The organism is Sphingobacterium sp. UBA3519, assembly GCF_002377215.1.
GTDB lineage: Bacteria > Bacteroidota > Bacteroidia > Sphingobacteriales > Sphingobacteriaceae > Sphingobacterium > Sphingobacterium multivorum.
This window is the reverse complement of the sequence record NZ_DFPI01000033.1, coordinates 164,479-185,695: the sequence shown is the minus strand read 5'-3', so window position 1 is coordinate 185,695 and position 21,217 is coordinate 164,479. Positions and strand designations below refer to the sequence as shown.

21 protein-coding genes are annotated in these 21,217 nt (G+C 42.5%); 9 read left to right on the top strand and 12 right to left on the bottom strand.

Features of this window, described 5'->3' with window-relative positions:
- Window position 1 precedes the first annotated feature (1 nt).
- The 3 genes from B3297_RS21270 to B3297_RS21260 all read right to left on the bottom strand — a co-directional run bounded on the left by B3297_RS21270 (window position 2) and on the right by B3297_RS21260 (window position 5,037).
- Entirely contained in the window at window positions 2–3,133 is a 3,132-nt protein-coding gene (locus B3297_RS21270) for an efflux RND transporter permease subunit (protein WP_066439828.1), read from the bottom strand.
- 3 nt (window positions 3,134–3,136) lie between these two features.
- Window positions 3,137–4,207 carry an efflux RND transporter periplasmic adaptor subunit gene (locus B3297_RS21265; RefSeq protein WP_050377138.1) on the bottom strand — a complete coding sequence of 357 codons (1,071 nt, stop codon included), beginning with the start codon at window positions 4,205–4,207 and terminating at the stop codon, window positions 3,137–3,139.
- A gap of 239 nt (window positions 4,208–4,446) precedes the next feature.
- A complete protein-coding gene (locus B3297_RS21260; RefSeq protein ID WP_066439830.1) occupies window positions 4,447–5,037 on the bottom strand; it encodes a helix-turn-helix domain-containing protein in 591 nt (196 codons plus the stop codon).
- Window positions 5,038–5,244: 207 nt separating this feature from the next.
- Here B3297_RS21260 and B3297_RS21255 point away from each other — a divergent pair, with 207 nt between their 5' ends.
- Genes B3297_RS21255 through dapB form a run of 3 tightly spaced genes read left to right on the top strand, consistent with a single transcriptional unit; the run spans window position 5,245 to window position 6,680 of the window.
- The gene (locus tag B3297_RS21255) at window positions 5,245–5,511 is read left to right on the top strand and encodes a hypothetical protein (protein ID WP_050377136.1); all 267 of its coding nucleotides are present in this window, start codon (window positions 5,245–5,247) and stop codon (window positions 5,509–5,511) included.
- Between the two features lie 45 nt (window positions 5,512–5,556).
- On the top strand, window positions 5,557–5,868 hold the full coding sequence (locus B3297_RS21250) for a hypothetical protein (protein ID WP_066439832.1): 312 nt from the start codon (window positions 5,557–5,559) through the stop codon (window positions 5,866–5,868).
- Window positions 5,869–5,879: 11 nt separating this feature from the next.
- Window positions 5,880–6,680, top strand: a complete 801-nt coding sequence (gene dapB / locus B3297_RS21245) for a 4-hydroxy-tetrahydrodipicolinate reductase (RefSeq protein ID WP_066439833.1) — start codon at window positions 5,880–5,882, stop codon at window positions 6,678–6,680.
- 61 nt (window positions 6,681–6,741) lie between these two features.
- On the opposite strand, the gene B3297_RS21240 is transcribed toward dapB, so the two are convergent.
- The 9 genes from B3297_RS21240 to B3297_RS21200 all read right to left on the bottom strand — a co-directional run bounded on the left by B3297_RS21240 (window position 6,742) and on the right by B3297_RS21200 (window position 14,606).
- A complete protein-coding gene (locus B3297_RS21240; RefSeq protein ID WP_164467814.1) occupies window positions 6,742–7,812 on the bottom strand; it encodes a flavin reductase family protein in 1,071 nt (356 codons plus the stop codon).
- A gap of 108 nt (window positions 7,813–7,920) precedes the next feature.
- Window positions 7,921–8,337, bottom strand: coding sequence for a helix-turn-helix domain-containing protein (locus tag B3297_RS21235; protein WP_109568750.1), 417 nt, complete (start codon window positions 8,335–8,337; stop codon window positions 7,921–7,923).
- A gap of 105 nt (window positions 8,338–8,442) precedes the next feature.
- Window positions 8,443–8,688 (bottom strand): heavy-metal-associated domain-containing protein, encoded by a 246-nt coding sequence (locus tag B3297_RS21230; protein ID WP_066439837.1) that lies wholly within the window; start codon window positions 8,686–8,688, stop codon window positions 8,443–8,445.
- A gap of 107 nt (window positions 8,689–8,795) precedes the next feature.
- On the bottom strand, window positions 8,796–9,305 hold the full coding sequence (locus B3297_RS21225) for a plastocyanin/azurin family copper-binding protein (protein ID WP_066439840.1): 510 nt from the start codon (window positions 9,303–9,305) through the stop codon (window positions 8,796–8,798).
- A gap of 169 nt (window positions 9,306–9,474) precedes the next feature.
- Window positions 9,475–9,813, bottom strand: a complete 339-nt coding sequence (locus tag B3297_RS21220) for a four-helix bundle copper-binding protein (protein WP_066436100.1) — start codon at window positions 9,811–9,813, stop codon at window positions 9,475–9,477.
- A 250-nt stretch (window positions 9,814–10,063) separates the two neighbouring features.
- Window positions 10,064–10,453, bottom strand: coding sequence for a hypothetical protein (locus B3297_RS21215; protein ID WP_066436101.1), 390 nt, complete (start codon window positions 10,451–10,453; stop codon window positions 10,064–10,066).
- Window positions 10,454–10,501: 48 nt separating this feature from the next.
- Window positions 10,502–11,452 (bottom strand): cation diffusion facilitator family transporter, encoded by a 951-nt coding sequence (locus B3297_RS21210; protein WP_066436104.1) that lies wholly within the window; start codon window positions 11,450–11,452, stop codon window positions 10,502–10,504.
- An 88-nt stretch (window positions 11,453–11,540) separates the two neighbouring features.
- Entirely contained in the window at window positions 11,541–13,952 is a 2,412-nt protein-coding gene (locus tag B3297_RS21205) for a heavy metal translocating P-type ATPase (protein WP_066436105.1), read from the bottom strand.
- A 90-nt stretch (window positions 13,953–14,042) separates the two neighbouring features.
- Complete coding sequence (locus B3297_RS21200; RefSeq protein WP_066436106.1) at window positions 14,043–14,606, bottom strand: helix-turn-helix domain-containing protein; 564 nt, start codon at window positions 14,604–14,606, stop codon at window positions 14,043–14,045.
- A 229-nt stretch (window positions 14,607–14,835) separates the two neighbouring features.
- On the opposite strand from B3297_RS21200, the gene B3297_RS21195 reads away from it, so the two are divergent.
- The 6 genes from B3297_RS21195 (at window position 14,836) to B3297_RS21170 (ending at window position 21,152) form a co-directional block, all read left to right on the top strand.
- On the top strand, window positions 14,836–15,681 hold the full coding sequence (locus B3297_RS21195; protein ID WP_066436109.1) for an RteC domain-containing protein: 846 nt from the start codon (window positions 14,836–14,838) through the stop codon (window positions 15,679–15,681).
- Between the two features lie 262 nt (window positions 15,682–15,943).
- Window positions 15,944–16,297 (top strand): helix-turn-helix domain-containing protein, encoded by a 354-nt coding sequence (locus tag B3297_RS21190; protein WP_109568748.1) that lies wholly within the window; start codon window positions 15,944–15,946, stop codon window positions 16,295–16,297.
- Window positions 16,298–16,308: 11 nt separating this feature from the next.
- The gene (locus B3297_RS21185) at window positions 16,309–16,617 is read left to right on the top strand and encodes a helix-turn-helix domain-containing protein (RefSeq protein WP_002978404.1); all 309 of its coding nucleotides are present in this window, start codon (window positions 16,309–16,311) and stop codon (window positions 16,615–16,617) included.
- Window positions 16,618–16,702: 85 nt separating this feature from the next.
- Window positions 16,703–18,181: a DUF3945 domain-containing protein gene (locus B3297_RS21180; RefSeq protein WP_213189188.1), complete on the top strand. Its 1,479-nt coding sequence runs from the start codon at window positions 16,703–16,705 to the stop codon at window positions 18,179–18,181.
- Window positions 18,182–18,187: 6 nt separating this feature from the next.
- A complete protein-coding gene (locus B3297_RS21175; RefSeq protein WP_213189189.1) occupies window positions 18,188–20,281 on the top strand; it encodes a type IA DNA topoisomerase in 2,094 nt (697 codons plus the stop codon).
- The gene (locus B3297_RS21170) at window positions 20,271–21,152 is read left to right on the top strand and encodes an ORF6N domain-containing protein (RefSeq protein ID WP_109568747.1); all 882 of its coding nucleotides are present in this window, start codon (window positions 20,271–20,273) and stop codon (window positions 21,150–21,152) included. Before B3297_RS21175 ends, B3297_RS21170 begins: the two co-directional genes overlap by 11 nt.
- Window positions 21,153–21,217 lie beyond the last annotated feature (65 nt).

The following is a 21,217-nucleotide window of genomic DNA, read 5'->3' as shown; positions in this document are numbered from 1 at the left end:
TTTATGATAAATATTTTTGGTGGTGAACATCGGTATCGGTATTGCGCTCGTGCTGTTCATCCGATTGTTTGTTTTTAGGTGGTTTTACGAACCTGTAATACAGTACCGGAACGATAAATAATGTGGTAATCATTGATACCAGAATACCGATTGAAATGGTACTTGAAATCGGTCCCCATTCCGGCGAGCCACTCGCCATTAACGGTATCAAACCGATTGCTGCCGCCATTGAGGTAAGGAAGATTGGTCGCATTCTTCGTTTAGCTGCAAACAGGGCTGCTTCTCTAATCGTATGACCGTGCTCCCTTACCAGTTCATCTGCATAGTCCACGAGGATAATCCCGTTACGGACTACGATACCCAGTAAGGCGGTAATACCGATGATTGCCATAAACCCGAACTCGTACCCTGTAAGGAACAAGCCCAACATTGCGCCCAGTAAACTCAACGGGAACGAAGCCAGTACAATGAATACTTTACCCACACGCTTGAACTGGAATAACAGCACAAGGAAGATGAGAACGAAACTTATCATAAAAGCCTTTCCCATTTTGGGACCGCTTTCCAGTCCATCCTCATACTCGCCGCCGTAGGCAATCTTAATGCCTTTAGGCAGTTTCAGGCTGTCAATTTTAGGCTGTACTTCTGCAAATACTTCTGCGGGTTTTCTGCCCAACTGCGCTTCGGAAGAAACGGTTAAGGTTCTTAACCCGTTACGGTGTACAATAGCCCCAGTATGCCACGACGGTTGTAAATCTACCACCTGCTTTAGAGGAACCTTAGCACCGAATGTTGAATTGATGTACATATTGCCCAAAGCATCCAGATTTTCCCTGTCGCTTTCGTCTGTACGCAATACAATGTCGATGGCTTTATTGCCCTCCCACATCTGCGATACCGGGTATCCTTTTATCTTTGCACCCAATGCCTGTGCTATCTGCGCTTTGGTAACGCCCAAACGCAAGGCTACATCTTCTTTAACCACGGCTTTCAGCCCTACATAATCATTCTGATAATCGGTGCGCACCCAGTTAGAACCTTTAGTGTTTTCCAGTAATGCTGCAACCTGCTTGGCTACTTTTTTCTGCTCGGTCATATCCTTGCCAATCACACGGATTTCAATCGGTGCGTGCTGCTGCTTCTTGCTTAGCTGCCTAACCCGCACATAACCGTTCGGCAGGTAGTTGTTGAATTTCTGTACATACTCGTCTATCATTTCTGCCGTTGCATCTTTGCTTGTGGTATTGATGAATACCTGCGCAAAGTTTTCCCGTGGGTGCTCCGGTGCATAGGTAGAGTAGAAACGTGGCGAGCTTGTACCGATAAAACTTGCTGTGTTTACAATGCGCTTATCGCCTGCAATTTCCTTTTCTATCTTCTTAACGGCTGCTTCGGTTTCGTGGATATTCGTACCGTTATCCATCCACAATTCAAGGTTGAACTGGTTTCTTTCCACGATAGGGAAAAATTCGGTTTTAACCTGACTACCTACCACGAAAGACAGTAAGAAGATAACCAAACCTGCTACCAACGTAGTTTTCTGCCATTTCATACAGAACTCGATTGCCCGGTCGAAACCGTCCTGCATCCGGTCTAAGAAATTGCGTTTTTTGGGTTTATCATCGTGCTTTTTCAATCCTTTTTTCAGGAAGTGGTAACACATATACGGCGTAAGGAACAAGGCTACAAGGAACGAAACCGCCAAAGCTATGCTTACGGTAATCGGTATCCATTGCACAAACTCTCTCGTAAGCCCGGTAAGCGTAAATGCCAACGGCAGAAACGATAGGACAATGGTAAGCGTAGCCGTGAAAATGGGAACCATCAACTGCGTGGCACTCTGCCAGGCGGCAGTCCACGACGGTATTTTTTCGTCCACTTTCTCGATGTAATTATCCACTACGATAATGGCATCATCGACCACCATCCCCAGTACGATAATCATTGCCGCCAAACTAACCTGGTGCATTTCGATACCCAACAAATTGAGGATAGCAAATGTTACGGCAATGGTAACGGGTGCTGCAATGGCTGAAATGGTGGCAACCCTGAACGGCAGCAGGAGCATTACGACCAAGATAACGGCTGCAATGGCGATACCGAACTCGATAAAGAAATGCCCCAAATTCATATCAACCACTTCGGGTTGGTCAACAATGGTGCTGACCTGCACATCTGATGGCAGGATTTCTTTTACTTCAGCAACTTTCTGTGTCAGCGCATTACCCAAATCGACAATGTTCTGTCCGGGCTGCATTTCTACGGTCAGCATCATTACATCGTTTCCTGAAACGGTAATTTTGCTTTTCAGGTCTTCATATCTTCTCTCGATGTTGGCTATATCCCGCAAACGGATATTGCCGCCCTGCGGGGAACTATATACAATCAGGTTCCCGATTTCATTTTCATTCTGATACTGCGCATCCGTGAAAATAAGGAAACGGTTTTTGTCAATTTCAATATCGCCACTCGGAATAGTTACATTCTGTTGGCTTAATGTGTTTGTGATTTCGTTGATACCGAAACCGTATTGCTTCAATACATCTTCTCGCAGGGTAATAAATACCTGCTGCTTCTGTCCGCCGTAACGCTTGATTTTGGAAACGGACGGTATCGTCTTAATGCCGTCTTCCAGTTCATCCAAATAGTTTTCCAACTGGGCGTAAGAACGACCGGGGGCTGATACGGCAATCATCTGAACAACCACATCGCCGAAATCGCTGTTCACATACGGTCCCTGTACGCCCCGTGGCAATGCTAAAGGCATATTGGCATCCAAACCGTGCTGTAAAGTATTCCAGAATTTTTTGGTGTCCTTTACATAGTCCTGCAATTCTACCGTTACAACCACCTGTCCGGGCTTACTTTCCGAATGGGTTTTTTCTTTTTTGATTTCCTCGAAACCGAACAGGTATTGTTCCAGCTTGTCGGTTACTTCTTTCTCTATCTGCTCTTCGTCGGCTCCGGGGTAGAAAGCCACAACAAGCCCCTGTCTAACTGTTACACGGGGGTCTTCACTTCTCGGCATCGTCATTAATGAAATTAACCCGGCAAACACCATAATAACGGTAATCGCTATCGGTACTTGCGGAAATTTCATTGCCGCTTCAATGAGGTTTATCTTTCTTTTCATAAATTATTCAGATTTTGGGGCTGATGCTGTTACCGATGTAGTTTGCGCTTTTACTTTCTGCCCGTCTTTCACGTTATTTTGCCCGGCAAGGATAATGGTCTGGCTTTCGTTAAGACCATCGGTTATAATAACCGCATCGCCTACGATTTTGCCCACTGTAACCCTCGTCAGCTTAGCGGTGTTGTTCTTATCTACCACGTACACGTGCGGGATTTTATCTACATTGTTGATGATGGCGGTAAGTGGTACACGTACCTGCTTAACCTTTACCGGGACGCCTGCAAGCACTTCGGTAATCATTCCCGGCATCAGCACGCCGCCCGGATTGTCCAAGCGTACTTTAAGGGTAAATGCTTTTGAAATTTCATCGGCTACGGGATTAATGATGGTGATTTTACCCGTGAAATTGCGTTGCAATGTAGGAATATTCACATCTACCTGCATCCCTTGTTTAAAGCTGCCGATTTCGCTTTCGGGTACGGCAAACTGCGCATATACCATATCTGTTTTTACAATGGTAAAGGCAGGAACGCCCGGTGCTGCCATACCGCCAACCTCGGCAGTTTTCACGGTAATTATACCATTGGTAGGCGAATGCAAACGGCTGTCGGCAATGCGCTTGCGGTTGATTTTTTTGTTGGCTTCTGCCTGCGCTACTTTGGTCTTGATGTCGATGTAATCCTTTTCAGGGAAACTTCCTTTTTTGTACAGTTCATCAAATCTTCTGAACGCATCCTGGCTCTGCTCTAAACTGGCATTGGCAATCTGCAATGCCGCTTCGTACTCGGTGGCATCAATGCTTGCAAGAAACTGTCCTTTGCTCACTCGCTGCCCCTCATTTACACCCACACTGTTAATCGTGCCGGGAACGGCAAAACTTATGGTAGTCATATTGTCGGGAACAATGGAACCCGAATAGGAAACGGATTGCTCGGTTTCCGAACTGTTGATAGTGGCTACGGTTACTACCGGAGGCTCATCTTTTAACTGTTTTTCTTCTTTTTGTTTGCAACTCTGTATCAATCCGGCTCCGATAAGGAAGAGGGATAACAAACCAATTTTACTTGTTCTCATCTTACATTTATTTTGTTACGCTTCTTTGTTTAGTTAAACTTTGAAAATTTTAAATACAGGGGCAAAGGTCGGGTTACAGCTAAGGTGCAGCTATACGAAATGACGGGTAAAAGTTGTGAAATTTACTTTTTTGATTTGGTGGTATCTGCCTGAAACAAACAGAGCTACTGATGTTTCAGTAGCTCCGATGCCTGCATTAAAAAAATAGCAAAATGCTTGGGGGATGGATTGGAAAACCCTTAATGCGGGGGTTGCGCTTCGTCCATCTGCATAGTAACGGCTTCCCCGTGTTCCTGCTTTACCTGCTTGAAATAGCTTGATGTAAAGCCCGTGTGTTTTTTCAACTGGTTGGAAAGGTATGCCTGACTGCTGTACCCCAGTACGTGGGCAATCTCGGTCAGCGACATTTCGGTATGTACCAAAAGGTCTTTTACCTTTTCAATCTTCCGACGAATGATGTACTTTTCGAGTGTAATTCCCTCCACTGAAGAGAATAAGGCACTCAATGTATCGTAGTTCTTGTGCAGCTTGCCACTGATTAAGGTTGTGAATTTGGTAGGTGTGCCGCTTTGCAGTTGCAACGTGATACCTTTCTCCACCAACTCTTTTATCCTGTTTATTGTCTTTTGGTTTTTGTCATACATCAGTTCCAAGCCGATGCCTTTCAGCATCGTTTTGATTACTCCCAACTTCTGCGAAAAGTCTGTCGTATCCTTTATGATGGCTTGCCCCAGTTTTATATCCAAAACCTCAAAACCCAAAGCTGTCAATTCCTGTTCAAGAACATAGGTACATCTATTGCACACCATTCCTTTTATTAATAGTGTCATATCTTCTAAAATGTATAAGTTCCTTTATTCAATGGTCAAAATTCTGCATTTGCCCCCGACAAACTATTATGATATTCCGGCTTTGTTTTGTGAAATTTTATGAAAATCGGTGCAGTAACATTAAATATCATAAACTAAATAAGGAAAAGTACATAGCTACTTCCGACCATCTTACGGAATTTTGTAATAGACAACATCCGTATAAAAATGAAGAACAAAAAGAGCAACGAACATCAGGTTTTAAAGGTGCTGAAAGATTACAACGCAGGTAAAAGCGGACTGGAACTTTTCGAGAAATACGGCGTTTACGGCACGAACATTTTTGAACTGAAACACAAATACAAGGATTTAGGGATGGATATTCTTGTAGAATTGGTAAATTTAAACGAAGAAAACAGCAGGCTGAAAACAATGTATGCCGAACTGTGCATACAGCACCGGAAGCTCAAAGACCTGCTGAAAGAAGATTTCTGACAGGACAGTCGGGAGCGGTAAGCAGCAATTTAAAATACTATTACTATGACAAATGTAACGTACAAATACGCTACGGTTTTGGTAGCAATACAGAACCTACGCAACGAGGGGTATAACGTGGATTTCAATCTCGAAGAGAACTGTTTAATCTGCGGCGATAACAAATATACCATTGATGATTTTGAGATTGAGCAGGTCTATCGCTATGAGGGCGAAAGCAACCCAAGCGATGAGGCTACGGTGTATGGCATTGCCTCGAAAGACGGTTTAAAAGGAATTTTGGTTACGGCTTATGGTGCTTATACCGATAGTATGAGTACGGCAATGCTCCGCAAACTGGCACTAAAAAACGATTAAGATTTTAAAGTATGATAAAAGTGTTTATAGCCGGAGCCACCGGGTGGGCAGGCTCGGCAATCGCAAAAGGTGTTTATAACGAAAAAGGAATGCAACTGGCAGGCGGCTTGTCACGCTTCAATAAACAAGAGAATTTAGCCGAAATCCTGGATTTCGGAAATGATGAAATCCCATTGTTCGGAACCATAGAAGAGGCACTGGAGCAAGTGGATTTTGATGTACTTGTCGAATTTACCAAACCAGATATTGCCAAAAAGAATATCCTGTCAGCCTTAAATAAAGGAAAAAAAGTTGTGGTGGGTACTTCGGGACTTACTAATGAAGATTATACCGAAATAGAAAAGGCAGCCAACGATAATAACACTTCAGTACTTGCCGCAGGCAACTTTGCCATTACAGCCGTCCTGCTATTCAAGTTCGCTTCTATTGCTGCGCAGTATATTCCCAATTATGAACTCATAGACTACGCAAGCCAAAACAAAGTGGATGCGCCGAGCGGCTCGGTAGCGGAACTGGCGCATCGTTTGTCGGGCATACAGCAATCGAATATTACGGTTCCCGTTAAGGACACCATTGGCAGCAAAGAAACAAGGGGTGCAGATATTGAGGGCGTACAGGTGCACGCTGTAAGGCTTCCGGGTCACGTGTTGGGTATTGAAGCCATCTTTGGAATGCCGGACGAAAAGCTGATTTTAAGGCACGATGCGGGAAACAGTGCCGAACCTTATGTAAAGGGCGCAATCCTTGCCATCGAAAAAGTAAGCACGTTCAAAGGGTTGAAAAGGGGTCTTGATGCGGTAATGGATTTCTAAAAAAACAAAGTGCAAAATAATAGCTGAAACTGATATTTTGCCTTTTTTCTATACCCGGTATTTACTGCACCGTCACACAAACATCGGCATTCATCGGGTAGCTTTGGCAAAGCAAAATTATTCCCTCTGCGATATCCTGTTCTGTCAGTGCCCCGTTATGGAGCATCCGAACTTCGCCATCGGTTTTTACTGCCCAACAAGCCCCGCAGGTTCCATTCTTACAGGAACTCGCCACTTTGATATGGTGCTCTTTCATCGCATCCAGAAGCGACTGCTTCGGCTGTACCTCAATGAGCGATGTGCATTCATACGTTTGCTTTTCCTCGTTCTCGTAGTAGTCCTCGTAATAGTTTACAATCACATCTTTAACAGTACCGTCCGTTTCCAAATCGCCCGCATTCCCCGGAACCGGGTCGAAGTATTCCAAATGGATATGGTCTTCGGGAATGTACAAGCCCGTTAAGGCATCCTGGTACAAATCCATCAGCCCGTTGGGTCCGCAGATGTAATAATGGGCTGCAGCAACATCGCCAACCAGTCTTTTAATGACCGAACGTAAAACAAGCAGATTGAACCTGCCTGCAACGTGGTTGAGTTTGGTGGAAATAAAATCAGGTGCAGTAAAGGAATAACAAATATTCAATTCTTGCGCTGCCTGCATCGCTTCCAGTTCATTCCAAAATATGGTTTCTTCCGGTGTTTTATTGCTGTACACCAGTAAGGGTATCCGATTGCTGTTTTCAACGCTTTTCAGCATTGCGTATAACGGGGAAATACCGCTACCGCCTGCCAGTAAAACAATTTGGGATTGCTCGGCTATCGGTTTTTCTAAAACAAAGCTGCCAAATGGGGCTTCTATTTCCCAGGCTTCGATGTTGTCTGCATTATTTAAGATGTAATTGCTCATCTTTCCACCTGTAACCCTTTTAATAGTAATGGCGGGAAATTCGTCAGACGGCACAGAACTGAACGAATACGAACGTATGAGCAGTTCGCCGTTTACGGTAAGCCTGATGTTGAGGTACTGACCGGGCAGGTAGGTAAACGCCTGCTGCTCCGTGTCAAAGTATAGGGTAATGGTATCTTCGGTTTCCTTTATAATTTTATGTGTTCGCCACGTGTATTTCTTCATCCCTCGGTTTTTAATGTCTTGCATTGCTGATAAAAAGAAAACCTCTGCTCCTGTACACAAAGCGAGGTTTCATAAAGACTTCTATTTAAAAGTTTGCTGTTCTGATAATTATAGTTCGTTTTGCTTTTCCTGTTGTCTTCTGATGATTTCGAGCTTGTTTTTTCGTATCTGCTTAAAATGGGCAGACGTTAATCCCGTATAGGTCATTAATTGCTCGGACAGTTCCGTCGGCTTTTGATAGCCTAACGCCTTTGCGATTTGTGACAGCGATTGCTCGGTGTACACCAGTAACTCTTTTACCTTTTCGATAATGCGCCTGATATAGATAATTTCAAGGCTCATATCATATTTAACAAGGAACAGATTGTTCAACTGGTGATAATCTGCTTTCAATTCGTTTGTAAGCTGTACGGCAAACGGTGCAGATTTACCTGTGTCCAACCTGTTCTGTATAATCCGGTCTGCTACATTGCAAACTTTCGTCATTATCTCCGAACAGTCGCCTGAATTTTGTTTCTGTAACATTGCTTTTTATTTATGGAACGAGATTTAACTGTTTCATACGCTGGGTAGCTTTGGTAAAAAATACCGGAGAAGTACTGGTGTGCTTGCTCCGGGACTGTCCAAAACTTATCCGCAGCATCCTGTTGAACAACTTGAAGCCTTTCCGCTGTCGTCGCCGCCAACTTTGTAGCCTGCTTTTTCAATCGCCTCAACCAACTCTTCTTTCACTTCGTCGTTTTCAACTGAAACAGATAATTTTCCTGCTTCCAGTTTTTCTACTTTAATGCCGTCAATGTCTTTGATTGCTCCGTTTACTCTCGACTGGCAGTGTGCACTTTGCATATCTGGTATGCTTAATTCTACATTTTTCATTTGAACTTATTTTTTATTGTGATACAAATTTCCGTATTAAACGAGGTGTTACTATTATGGTATTCCCTGTAAGATTTGTGATTTTTACTGATTTTGAAATCGCCGTGTTATTCCACGATTAATTTACCTTTCATATAGATGTAATGACCGGGAAACGAGCACAGGAAATCATACGAGCCTTTTGCCGGAGCCGTAAAGGTAATTTCTGTGGTTTGCCCACCGCCAATCATATCCGTTTTTGCGATTACGGCGTTTTCCATTCCTTTAGGTATGTAGCCGTTGTCCTTAGCATCTATCGCAGCATTGGCAAAAGTGTTGAAGTCTGTGCCCTGGGCAAGTATAACAACATTGTGCCCCATTGCCTCAATCGGTGCTTTTCCGATGTGCTTTAAAATGAGCTTTACGGTTTCGCCTGCTTTGGCTTTCAGTTCGGTTTTGTCGAATTTCATATCATCGCCGCCGCTAATGGTAATTACATTTTCGTTCCCTGTTTCTGCGGGGGCAACTGTTTCTTCTATTACAGGCTGATTGCTCTCCTGTGTGGTCTTGTCTTTTTGCTGATTGTTGTTACAGGCAGTAAATGCGATTACCGACAATGCTAACACTAACTTTTTCATTTCTATTTGAGATTTTATTTTGTTATCTGATAGTGCAAATTTCAGTACATAAGGTCACTTCCTCATTACGCTTTTCCCTGTTTGATTTGTGATATTTACTGATTGGACAGGGCACAAAAAAGAGGGCTGCAATAACCCTCTAAATTTTAAACAAAAAAAAATGCCAGTATTACGCTGCCATTTCCTCACAAGCCTTTGCACAAGCTCTGCACGCTTCTGCACATTCTTTACAATGCTCCATACCCATTGCAGCGTGTTTCTCACACTCTTCAGCACAAGCGTTGCAAATGTCAGCACATAGTTTGCAAATCTCTTTGCTAAATTTACCATCAAGACTTAATACGTTTGCTGCCGCTTGGCAAATAGCTGCACATTCCAGGTCTAACTGGATACATTTCTTTACGTGTGCAACATCATCTTCATTTAAACAAGCAATGGCACATTGGTTACAGATAGCTACGCACTTCAGGCAAGCCTCGATACACGATTGAAATTTTGTTTGTATCATAATATAAAATTTAAAAAATTAAGAAATAGATTTTATACTGTTTCTAACAAATATCAGTCCCTTGCAAAAGAAATGCTTTGTAAAATTCCTTGTTTGAATTGTAAGATTTACTGATTTGATATTTCGTAATATAAGGCTATATAAATAAAACCTACCTAATATTATTTCTGTAAAGAATTAGAATAAAAAAAACGACAGTCCCAATTAAGGAACCGCCGTTTTAGCAAACGCAATAAAGCTAAGTTCTACATTATTTTTTCAGTTTGTCGGCAGGAGGATTGTAATCAGACAATGTTGTTACCCTTACGGTATCAACCCCGGTAATATCCCAAGTGATAGGTATCATAGTCATATACTCACATTTCGGACACATATCACCCTCTGAACCTATCATTTCTTTATGACCGGGACAGCCTGTAATCAAATGTCCGTGGGCATCAATCAGCTCGCCTTTTTCGTTCCTGTCTTTTGCTGTAATTTTTTCGGCGGGTTTTTCAACCACCTGTTCCGTAGCGTGGTCGTGCCCGTCGCCCTCGGTGTGTGCGTGTCCGTCTTTTGCTGTTTTGGTATCGCCCCCGCAAGATGCTAAGAAAATCGCTAAGGAGGCAAATACGCCTATCAATAATTTGTTCACTTTCATTTCTATTTATTTTTTAGAGATTAAAAACTTGATTTTATTCCAGTAAGATTAATGATTATGATGGTCGTGTGCTGACGGTTCAGCCTTTACAATACATAGCACCGAATTATCGTGTAGATGTGCTGGTGTTTCCAACTGGATGGTAACGTGATGGATATTCATATGCTCTAATTCGTGTTCTACTTTACGAAGTAATATTTCACTTTCTTCGATAGTCATTTTTTCATTTACAACGGCGTGGCACGTAAGTGCATTCAATCCACTTGTAATTGTCCAAATATGCAGGTCGTGAATACTTTTAATACCATCGGTTTTAAGGATTTTTTCATTGACCTTATCCACTTCAACATTTTCGGGTGTGCCTTCCATCAATACGTGTACCGATGATTTAGTAACTAAATACCCACTTCTCAATACCAGTATCGAAACAATAACGCTTGCCAACGGGTCTGCCCACCCCCAACCGAAAAACATAATGAGCAACGCTGCGATAATTGCACCAACCGAACCGAGCATATCACTGATGACGTGCAGGTAGGCTCCACGCATATTGAGGTTTTCCTTTACGTCAGCACCACGCATCATTATCCAGGCTACAAGCACATTAACCAATAAGCCTACAATTGCTACAATGAGCATACCTCCTGATTGAATTTCCGGTGGGCTCTGAAAGCGTTCTATCGCCTCGTAAATGATATAAACTGAAATCAGGATAAGTGTTGCACCGTTGATAACTGCTGCAAGTATTTCAAAGCGCTTATAGCCGTAGGTCTTACTGTAATCGGCTATTTTACTGCTGAACTTAAAGGCCATCAGCGCAATGAAAAGCGATATTGCATCACTCAACATATGTCCGGCATCGGCTAATAAGGCAAGGCTGTTTGTCAGAAAACCTCCCACTACCTCCACTACCATATATGTAGTGATGATTACCAAGCTAATGGTCAGGGTCTTTTTATTCGCAGTATGCGAGTGGCTGTGTCCGTGGTCTTGTCCCATATTTACTTGTGATTATTGTTTCACTGCTGCAAATATCAGCAGCAAAACGTTTCTATCTATTTTAATATTCTTTGTGTGATTTATCGGTTTACTTCTTCCATTTCAAACGTAAACTGTTACTTACCACACTTACACTACTCAACGCCATTGCGGCTCCGGCAATCATTGGGTTTAGTAAGAAACCATTGATTGGGTAAAGAATACCTGCTGCAATCGGAATACCTATAAGGTTATAGATAAATGCCCAAAACAGGTTCTGCTTAATGGTTGATACGGTTTGTTTTGATAGTCTTATGGCTTGAGGTATTTTGGTAAGGTCTGATGAAATAATGGTCATCTTCGCCACGTCCATTGCGATATCCGAACCTTTACCCATTGCGATACTTACATCGGCAGTTGCCAGTGCTGTACTGTCATTGATACCGTCGCCAACCATTGCTACTACTTTGCCTTGCTGTTGCAGTTCTTTCACAAAATCAGCTTTGTGCTGTGGCAAAACTTCGGCTTTGTAATGCTTGATACCAGTTTGCTCGGCGATAGCTTTGGCGGTAGCCTCATTATCTCCCGTCAACATATACAGTTCGATATCCGCATCCTGCATTTCTTTGATAGCCTGTACCGATGTCTCTTTAATTTTGTCGGAAATAGCGATTACAGAAAGAGCTTGTTTACTGTTTGCAAACCATATAACGGTTTTAGACTGTGTGCCCCATTCGTCCGCCTGCTTTTGCAGTTGGTCGGCAATGGTAATGTTGTTTTCGGCTAACAGTTTTTTATTACCTACATAGTAAGTGTCGCTGTTGTAATCGGCTTTTGCGCCTTTACCTGTTATACTGTCGAAGTTTGATAATAAAGTTGTAGAAACGCCCTCCAAATTTTTCACAACGGCTTCCGCTAATGGGTGCTCCGATTGCTTTTCAATGCTCAATAAAACATCTTTCGTCGCATCGTCATTGTTCAGCCATTGGATGCCTGTAACCTGTGGTCTTCCCTCGGTAATCGTACCTGTTTTATCCAGCACGATAGCGTTTACTTTCTTCGCTAATTCCAAACTTTCCGCATCTTTAATCAGGATGCCGTTTTCTGCACCCTTACCAACGCCCACCATAATAGCGGTAGGAGTAGCCAAGCCTAAAGCACAAGGACAAGCAATAACCAATACAGTAACGGCTGCTAAAAGACCTTGTACAACACCATTCTCGCCTCCTAAGAAGAACCAAAGAATAAATGTCAGGATAGCAATACCGATTACTACCGGAACGAAAATACCTGCGATTTTATCCACCAGTTTTTGTACGGGTGCTTTACTTCCCTGTGCATCCTGCACCATTTTGATGATTTGGGCAAGCATTGTTTCTTTACCCACTTTTACCGCCTTGAACTGGAAGCTACCTTTTTGGTTGATGGTTCCGGCAAATACCTTTTCGTTTTCCTTTTTCAGTACCGGAACAGGTTCGCCGCTTAGCATACTTTCATCTACATACGAATTGCCCGATACAACTGTACCATCCACCGCAATTTTTTCGCCCGGCTTAACCAAAATAATATCGCCTGCGTTTACATCTTCGATGGCTTTTTGTCTTTCCGTGCCGTCTGCTTCTATTACGATAACCGTTTTCGGTTGCAAGCCCATCAGCTTTTTAATGGCTGATGAGGTATTGCCTTTGGCTTTTTCTTCCAATAGCTTGCCCAATAAAATAAAGGCAACGATTACGGCTGCGGCTTCAAAGTACACGTGTGCGTGTAAACCTCTTTGATGCCAAAAGTCCATAAACAGCATATTGAATACGCTGAATATATAGGCGATACCTGTACTCAATGCGACAAGTGTGTCCATATTGGCAGAACGGTGTTTCGCCTGCTTCCACGCATTGATAAAGAAGTCTTTACCTAACCATAAAACTACCGGAGTGGCGAATGCCCACATTATTTCATTACCGTAAGGCATATCCATAAAGAACATACCGATAATGACCACCGGTAGCGATAGGATTACTGCCCAAATGGTTTTGTTTTTAAGTTTTCTGAATTTTTCGGCGTGGATAGCTTCTAAAGTTTCCTGTTGCTTGCTCTCGTCTTCGAGCAATAGGTCATAACCGCCGTCCTGTACCGCTTTCCTGATTTGCTCGGAATTGGTTATATTCGGCAGGAATTCAACGTTGAGGTTTCCCGTACCGTAATTCACTTCGGCACTTACTACGCCCGGCGTATATTTTGCCATACTCTCGGCACTGCCTGCACAAGATGCACAGGTCATACCTAAAACGGGATAAGTCTTTTTAACAGTGGGAACGCCGTAGCCTAAATCTTTAATTGCTTTTACAGCTTCGCCTACTACCTCGTTATCATTAACGGTAATAGCCGCCCTGCGGTTATTTAGCTCTACTTTGTGGGTTTCTACGCCTTTTACCTGTGCCAGTCCTTTTTCGACGATTAATGCACAGTGCTCGCTTTCTACATCCTCTAAAGGAATGTAAATTGTTTCTTTATTGGTTGCCATATCTCGATTGCTTTATTTTCATAATGCAAAGGTGGCAACAATAAAGAGGAGTTCTATTGTGAAATTCTGGGTTTGATTTGTAAGATTTACTTAAACCTTATCCAGTGGCTTGCGCTTGTCTTCCCTTATCTGCTTGAAATGGCTCGGTGTAAGCCCTGTTACTTTCTTGAACTGGTTGCTCAAATATGCCACGCTCGAATAATTCATACGGTCGGCAATCTCGCTTAACGACAGCTCATCGTACACCAACAGTTCTTTTATCTTTTCTACTTTCTGTGCGATAAAGTACTTCTCAATGGTCGTACCCTCAATATCGGAAAACAGGTTGCTAAGGTAGTTGTAATCGTGGTGCAGCGCATCGCTCAACACATCCGAAAGATTGGTTTTCGCATCGTTGTCCTGATGGTGCACCAGGTCAATGATAACGTTCTTTATTTTCTCAATCATCCGGCTCTTCTTGTCGTCGATGACCTGAAAACCCAAAGGGTCTAAAACGTTTTCCAATGCCTCACGCTCTGCTGTGGTTAAATCTTTTTTAAGGATTATTTCGCCCAGTTTTATATTGGTAGCCTCTATGCCGAGTTTGTCGAGTTCGTTCTGAACTACGAGAATACAACGGTTGCAGACCATATTTTTGATAAATAATGTACTCATATTTCGCTAAATCACAATTCATTTTGTTGCATCAATACGCAACCACAAATTTAAGATTAAAAATTAAGTATTTATTGATTATGAGTGACTAAGTGATGCAAACGACGGTTTTCATAGGGGAAAATAGCTAAAATATTCCCCATTGTAGGGGAATATTGGCGGTTAAAGTGCTGTTTATTAATAACATTTGCTAAGGTACTCTGATATTGATAACGTAATCCTCCCTACTATGAGAAAGTTATTAGGAACTATTGTTACCGAAATTCAGGAGCAGGAACGGAAACTGTCAATTACGTGCTCGGGGCTAATTGAAGAGGCTTTTCAAATGACGGTCTTTCTTCAGGAGCTATTGGTTTCGGCAAAAGAATGTGTGCTAAGTTCGGAATTTGAGAACGATGCAAAAGAGATTGAGTTCTTTAAAATGATTAAGCCCCAAATCCTGGGCAAACTCATCTATTATAACAAGCTCTACCGGATAGAAACCTCGTGCCCGGTCAATAACGGGAAAATATATCATAACTATTTCTCGAACCATTTAACGGAGCTAAAGATTGAGTTTAGGGAACACATCTGCAACTCCCATTTTTATCGCTACTACCGTTCGGGCAGGGTGGATAAAGACCACGAATATTTTAAGCGTGGGCAGATAAACTACCTCGATGGGCTTAATAGTTACGTATTTGAAATCGACCCGCAATTCTCTACCTATTACGATTACAAAGTAGCCCGCATCCTCGCCAACGACCTCTTATACGCCTACCTCTTAACCAAAATCAGCCCCGAAGAAAATTCCGATACATTTTTCAGTAGCGCCAGCGAAATTAAAGAGCTATCCTGGACGGACAGCAAGAATGCTCTGATTGAGCTAACGTATGCCCTCTACGCATCAGGTGCTATTTCAGGAGGTAAGTTAGGCATCCGGAAGCTCACTGCTATTTCACAAGTGTTGTTCCGAATACCACTGACCGATGTGCATCACGCATTCCACCGTATGAAAACCCGTGCAGGCTCTCGCACCTTGTTTTTAGACCAGTTGAAACAAGCACTGGAAGAATATATGGATAAAGACTTATAAACACTCCATCAATAAAGGCTTTGAAAGCAATACGCATTCCGTATTGCTTTTTTTTGTGCCTGCGTTCGCCAATATATGGCAATTGGCGAACGGGCATATTTCCTTATCCCAAAATCGGAAAATCTGCCGAAACGCTTATTTAATAAGGCTTTCCGGCAAATTGTAAAATTTTCAAAAAACCGCTTTTTCAATTGGCAAGCATTGGCGGACAAACACTGCCACAATTCTGAATTTTGCCCTGTGAACATTAAACGACAGCGCAATGAATATAATAACAGTTGACGAAGAAGTGTGGCAGCACCTTAACGAACGGTTGAAAGCCATTAGCGAATATATCCTGAAACTGGAAGATACAAGCTATGATAGTTTGTGGCTCAACAATCACGAAGTCTGCCAGTACCTCCACATCAGCGAAAAAACATTGTGGCGTATGCGCACCAACGGGCAGATAGCCTTTTCAAAAATGTACGGGCAGTATTACTATACGATTGGTGCTATCAAGGAAATGCTTAACGCCAATGCCGTACAAACTACCGATGAGTATGTGGAGCAGCTTATGGCGAAAGGCAAAAGCTACATTAAACAAGGCAGAAAGCTAAAATCAGGTAATAAGTAAAAGTTTTGGGTATGAATATCGACAAAATGGAATTTGTGGCGTGGATGGAACGCATAATGGATAGGCTTGACATTCTCGGCAACCACATAGACGATTTACAAAAGAAGCGCAATAGCATAGACGGAGAAGAATTACTGGATAATCAGGATTTATTACAAATGCTGAAAATCAGCAACCGTTCCCTGCAACGGTATCGCTCCATCGGTAAGCTGCCTTACTATACCATCAGCGGAAAATTGTATTACAAACTATCCGATGTGCATCAGTTCATCAGGGAAAGTTTTAACCCGCCTTTGCCCAAACTGGATGCCAATAAGTGACAAACACTGCCTTTGAGTGCCACATAGTGCAATACGGTGCAGGCTTCCTTTACATTCGACAGCGAACTTTTAAAATTTTCAGAATATGAGTGAAGAAACAACTAATAAACAGGAAATGCCCGAACAGCTTTCGGACATATTACTCGTACTGGATAAAGAAAAAATGAAAATCCAGGCAGTGAAGAGTATCGACGAAAACGGGAAAATGGAAACCGTCGAACCCACGAAGAAAAACCAAAACCAGTTTATGCGTGTGGACAAAAGCGGCGATTTCTTTTCCAACTTCTTTTCCAATTTTTTCAGCCAGTTAAAGAACCCTACAAACTTTACTTTCTTCAAAGTACCCGCCCCTATTGCTGCTGAAAAAGCACAGGAATTACAAAAGCACGTAGATAAGCCCACTCCCGATGGCGAGAAAGTGCTGAAAGAACTCGAAGTAAAGGCAGAACCGCAACAGGACAAAAAACAAGAAAATCAAAATAATATGGCAACAGCACAAACAACAACGGAAACGAGTGAATATCGCTACAAGCCGGAGCAGATTGATTGGGACACAATGAAAAACCTCGGATTAAGCAAAGAGTATCTTGAAAAAAGAAACCTGCTTGACCCTCTATTAAGAGGTTACAAAACCAATGAACTCTTACCGATAGGCATTAACCTCGGCGGTTCTATTCTGCGCACGGATGCCCGCTTGTCTTTACAGCAAGCGGAAGACGGTAATGTTATCGTGGCAATACACGGTATCAAAAAAGAGCCTAACCTCCATTTTGAGTTTTTCGGTCACAAGTTTACGGACGAAGACAAGAAAAACCTGCTTGAAACGGGCAATATGGGGCGTGTAGTCAATTTGGTAAATTCTAAAACGGGCGAACTGATGCCGTCTATTATCAGCATTGACAGGCTTACCAATGATGTAGTGGCATTGCGAACTGATTTCATAAAAATACCTGATGAGTTAAAAGGTGTGAAACTGAATGACGAGCAAAAGCAAACCTTAATGGAAGGCAAACCGCTTTATCTGCAAGGTATGATTTCTACCAAAGGAACAGAGTTTTCTGCAATGGTACAGTTTAATGCGGACAAACGATATGTAGAGTTCCTGTTTGACAGAAGCAATAACCATCAGCAGGCGCAAACCAACCAACAAACCAATCAACAGGGCAATCAGCAGAATAATCAGCAAAGCCAACCGCAGGAAGCTCCGAAAACTTTCAGGGGCAAAGAACTGGACGATGAGCAGTACAACAAATTCAAAGCCGGGCAAACCATATATGTGGAATTGAAAGATAAAAAAGACCAACCCTACAAGGGTTATATCACTTTCGACAAAGATACCGGAAAGACCAACTTTGAATTTCCCGGTCAGTATAAAGCACGGGTAGAAACTGCCGAAACCCATAAAACACAGACTGCCGTTAATTCAGAGGGTAAGACCAATGAAGCAACCAAGAACATCAAAGAGCCTTTGAAGTCCGGGCAACAAAGACCGAAAAATGAAAAGCAGCAGGAACAACAAGAAAAACCCGAAACTCCTGCAAAATCCAAAGGCAGAAAAATGTAATACAGTATGAAAACAATTATAGCAGAAAAACCAAGCGTAGCAAGGGAGATAGCCGGCTTGTTGGGAGCATCTGAAAAAAAGGACGGCTACCTGACAGGTAACGGCTATTTTGTTACGTGGGCATTCGGTCATTTAATAGGACTGGGAATGCCCGAAGATTATGGGATTACGGGATTTGACAAAGCCGCTTTGCCTATATTGCCTAACCCGTTTTTATTGACCGTTCGCAAAGTCAAAAAAGATAAAGGCTATACTGCCGATGCTGGCGCATTAAAGCAACTGAAAGTAATCAAAGAATTGTTCAATAAAAGCGATAGCATTATCGTGGCGACAGATGCAGGTCGTGAGGGCGAACTCATTTTTAGGTACATTTATGAATACCTGAAATGCAACAAGCCGTTTGAACGCCTTTGGATTAGTTCGCTTACAGAAAAGGCAATTAGGCAGGGCTTTGACAACCTTAAAAACGGAAAAGAATTTGACGGGTTATATCAGGCTGCACAAGGCAGAAGCCGTGCCGATTGGCTTGTAGGCATCAACGCTACACAGGCGTTGAGCATTGCCGCAGGCAATGGTATTTACTCGCTCGGAAGAGTGCAAACTCCGACGTTGGCTTTGATATGCAAACGCTATCTCGAAAACAAAAATTTCTCTGTAAAGAAATATTGGCAGATACAATTGCTACATCACAAAGCACAGGTTGATTTCAAAAGTATTTCCGTTACCAAGTGGGATGAAAAGCATCTTGCTGATGATACGCTGAAAGCCATTCAGCGCAATGAAATTGCAACCGTTACATCGGTAGAAACCAAAAGCGTTACAGAACAACCGCCCTTGCTTTTTGATTTGACGGGCTTGCAAAAAGAAGCCAACAAAAGGCTGAAATTATCTGCTGAAGCAACGCTCAATATTGCGCAAAGCCTGTACGAAAAGAAGTTTATTACTTATCCCCGTACCGGAAGCAAATACATACCCGAAGATATGTGGGCAGAAATTCCCAACCTTGTGCGGGCATTGCAGAACCGTGAAGATTGCAAACAAGCCCTTACCAAAATCAAATGGGGACGGTTCAATAAACGTATCGTGAATGACCTCCGTGTAACGGACCATCACGGTTTATTGATTACCGACAAAGTGCCGTCTGTACTGAATGCAGATGAAGATAAGATTTACAATATGATTGCACTTCGCCTGCTCGAAGCCATATCACAAGCCTGTGTCAAAGAGATAACCGATGTATCATTGCAGGTGTTGCACTACGATTTTACGGCAAAAGGTTGTAAAATTCAGGAAGCAGGTTGGCGTTCCATCAAAGGAAGTTTTACCGATGATGGCGAAGAGCCAGTGCAGGAACTACCCGAACTGACTAAAGGCGATGAACTCAAAATAAAAGAAGCTGCCGTTTTGGAAAAGCAGACCAAACCACCAGTCCTTTATACCGAAGCCGGGCTTCTATCGGCTATGGAAACCGCCGGAAAAGAAATTGAAAACGAGGAAGAACGGAAAGCCCTGAAAAATATTGGTATTGGTACTCCGGCTACAAGAGCCGCCATTATCGAAACCTTGTTTACCCGTAATTATATCCAAAGGGATAAGCGTTCTTTAATACCTACAGAAAAAGGATTGCAGGTGTACGGGCTTGTTAAAGAACGCAAGATTGCAGATGTAGCTATGACCGCAGAATGGGAACTGGCATTGCAGAAAATTGAAAACAACGAAGCGGATGCCGGAGCATTTCAAAAGGAAATGGAAACCTATGCGAAATCTATTACCGATGAACTGCTGCAAACTTCTATTGCAAATACTAATCAGCCAAAATTGACCTGTCCGAAATGCAAAAGTCAGCAACTCATCATTCGTGACAAGATTGTGAAATGTTCTGATGAGGCTTGTAATTGGGTGCAGTTCCGTACCGTCTGCGGGGTACAAATCAGTATCGAAAATATTGTAAGCCTTATCAATAAGGGTAAAACGGCTTTAATCAAAGGAATGACGAGCAAAGCCGGAAAGAAATTCGATGCTTATATCGTGCTGAAAGAAAATGCAGAAACCTCCTTTGAGTTTGAAAAAAACAAAAGCAATAAGCGTAATGGAAAATAAATCGTCTATTATACCCAAAGAAATAAGGAACCTGATTTATACTATTCGGGGCAAACAAGTAATGTTGGATAGTGACCTTGCTGCCTTGTATCAGGTGGAAACAAAGAACCTCAACAAAGCCGTAAAACGGAATATCGAGCGTTTTCCTGCTTCGTTCTGCTTTCAACTGACTGAAAAGGAAGTTGAAAACTTGAGGTTCCAATTTGGAACCTCAAGTTTAAATTACGGTGGCAGACGTTATTTACCCTATGCTTTTACCGAACAGGGGGTTGCAATGGCATCTGCCATACTCCGTTCGGACATAGCGGTAAGAATGAGTGTTCAAATAATGGAAGCCTTTGTAGAAATGCGGCGTATGCTCATTAGCAATGCTTCTTTGTTTCATCGGCTAGATAATATTGAATTGAAACAACTGGAAGCCGACCAAAAATTTGAAGAGATTTTTAAGGCTTTGGAAAGCGACAAGCTGCACAGCGAAAAAGGTATCTTTTACAACGGACAGGTTTTTGATGCCTATGCTTTTGTTTCTGATATTATCCGTAGTGCCGGAAGTTCCATTATCCTGCTTGATAATTATGTGGATGATACGGTGCTTACTTTATTGGGTAAGCGCAATGATAATGTAACTGCCACTATCCTTACCAAAAGTATCAGTCACCAGTTACGGTTGGATTTACAACGCTACAACAGCCAATATACTGTAATAGATATTGAGATTTTCTCCGATGCCCACGACCGTTTTTTAATTATTGACAATACAGAGCTTTACCATATAGGGGCATCGCTCAAAGACCTGGGCAAAAAATGGTTTGCCTTTTCTCGAATGGATATTGAAGTCGGCAGGATGCTCCAAATCCTTAACAAGCCATAAAAATGAACCTCTGAATTTTTCAGAGGTTTTTTATTGTCCATTACGCCAAATACCGCCTCTCAAAG

Coding starts and splice junctions, on each gene's coding strand:
- B3297_RS21180 (WP_213189188.1), top strand. CDS start 16,703: ATGAGTGAAGAAACAACTAATAAACAGGAAATGCCCGAACAGCTTTCG.
- B3297_RS21235 (WP_109568750.1), bottom strand. CDS start 8,337: ATGTTACAGAAACAAAATTCAGGCGACTGTTCGGAGATAATGACGAAA.
- B3297_RS21200 (WP_066436106.1), bottom strand. CDS start 14,606: ATGAGTACATTATTTATCAAAAATATGGTCTGCAACCGTTGTATTCTC.
- dapB (WP_066439833.1), top strand. CDS start 5,880: ATGATAAAAGTGTTTATAGCCGGAGCCACCGGGTGGGCAGGCTCGGCA.
- B3297_RS21175 (WP_213189189.1), top strand. CDS start 18,188: ATGAAAACAATTATAGCAGAAAAACCAAGCGTAGCAAGGGAGATAGCC.
- B3297_RS21170 (WP_109568747.1), top strand. CDS start 20,271: ATGGAAAATAAATCGTCTATTATACCCAAAGAAATAAGGAACCTGATT.
- B3297_RS21210 (WP_066436104.1), bottom strand. CDS start 11,452: ATGGGACAAGACCACGGACACAGCCACTCGCATACTGCGAATAAAAAG.
- B3297_RS21195 (WP_066436109.1), top strand. CDS start 14,836: ATGAGAAAGTTATTAGGAACTATTGTTACCGAAATTCAGGAGCAGGAA.
- B3297_RS21220 (WP_066436100.1), bottom strand. CDS start 9,813: ATGATACAAACAAAATTTCAATCGTGTATCGAGGCTTGCCTGAAGTGC.
- B3297_RS21185 (WP_002978404.1), top strand. CDS start 16,309: ATGAATATCGACAAAATGGAATTTGTGGCGTGGATGGAACGCATAATG.
- B3297_RS21230 (WP_066439837.1), bottom strand. CDS start 8,688: ATGAAAAATGTAGAATTAAGCATACCAGATATGCAAAGTGCACACTGC.
- B3297_RS21255 (WP_050377136.1), top strand. CDS start 5,245: ATGAAGAACAAAAAGAGCAACGAACATCAGGTTTTAAAGGTGCTGAAA.
- B3297_RS21215 (WP_066436101.1), bottom strand. CDS start 10,453: ATGAAAGTGAACAAATTATTGATAGGCGTATTTGCCTCCTTAGCGATT.
- B3297_RS21260 (WP_066439830.1), bottom strand. CDS start 5,037: ATGACACTATTAATAAAAGGAATGGTGTGCAATAGATGTACCTATGTT.
- B3297_RS21190 (WP_109568748.1), top strand. CDS start 15,944: ATGAATATAATAACAGTTGACGAAGAAGTGTGGCAGCACCTTAACGAA.
- B3297_RS21250 (WP_066439832.1), top strand. CDS start 5,557: ATGACAAATGTAACGTACAAATACGCTACGGTTTTGGTAGCAATACAG.
- B3297_RS21270 (WP_066439828.1), bottom strand. CDS start 3,133: ATGAAAAGAAAGATAAACCTCATTGAAGCGGCAATGAAATTTCCGCAA.
- B3297_RS21265 (WP_050377138.1), bottom strand. CDS start 4,207: ATGAGAACAAGTAAAATTGGTTTGTTATCCCTCTTCCTTATCGGAGCC.
- B3297_RS21205 (WP_066436105.1), bottom strand. CDS start 13,952: ATGGCAACCAATAAAGAAACAATTTACATTCCTTTAGAGGATGTAGAA.
- B3297_RS21240 (WP_164467814.1), bottom strand. CDS start 7,812: ATGAAGAAATACACGTGGCGAACACATAAAATTATAAAGGAAACCGAA.
- B3297_RS21225 (WP_066439840.1), bottom strand. CDS start 9,305: ATGAAAAAGTTAGTGTTAGCATTGTCGGTAATCGCATTTACTGCCTGT.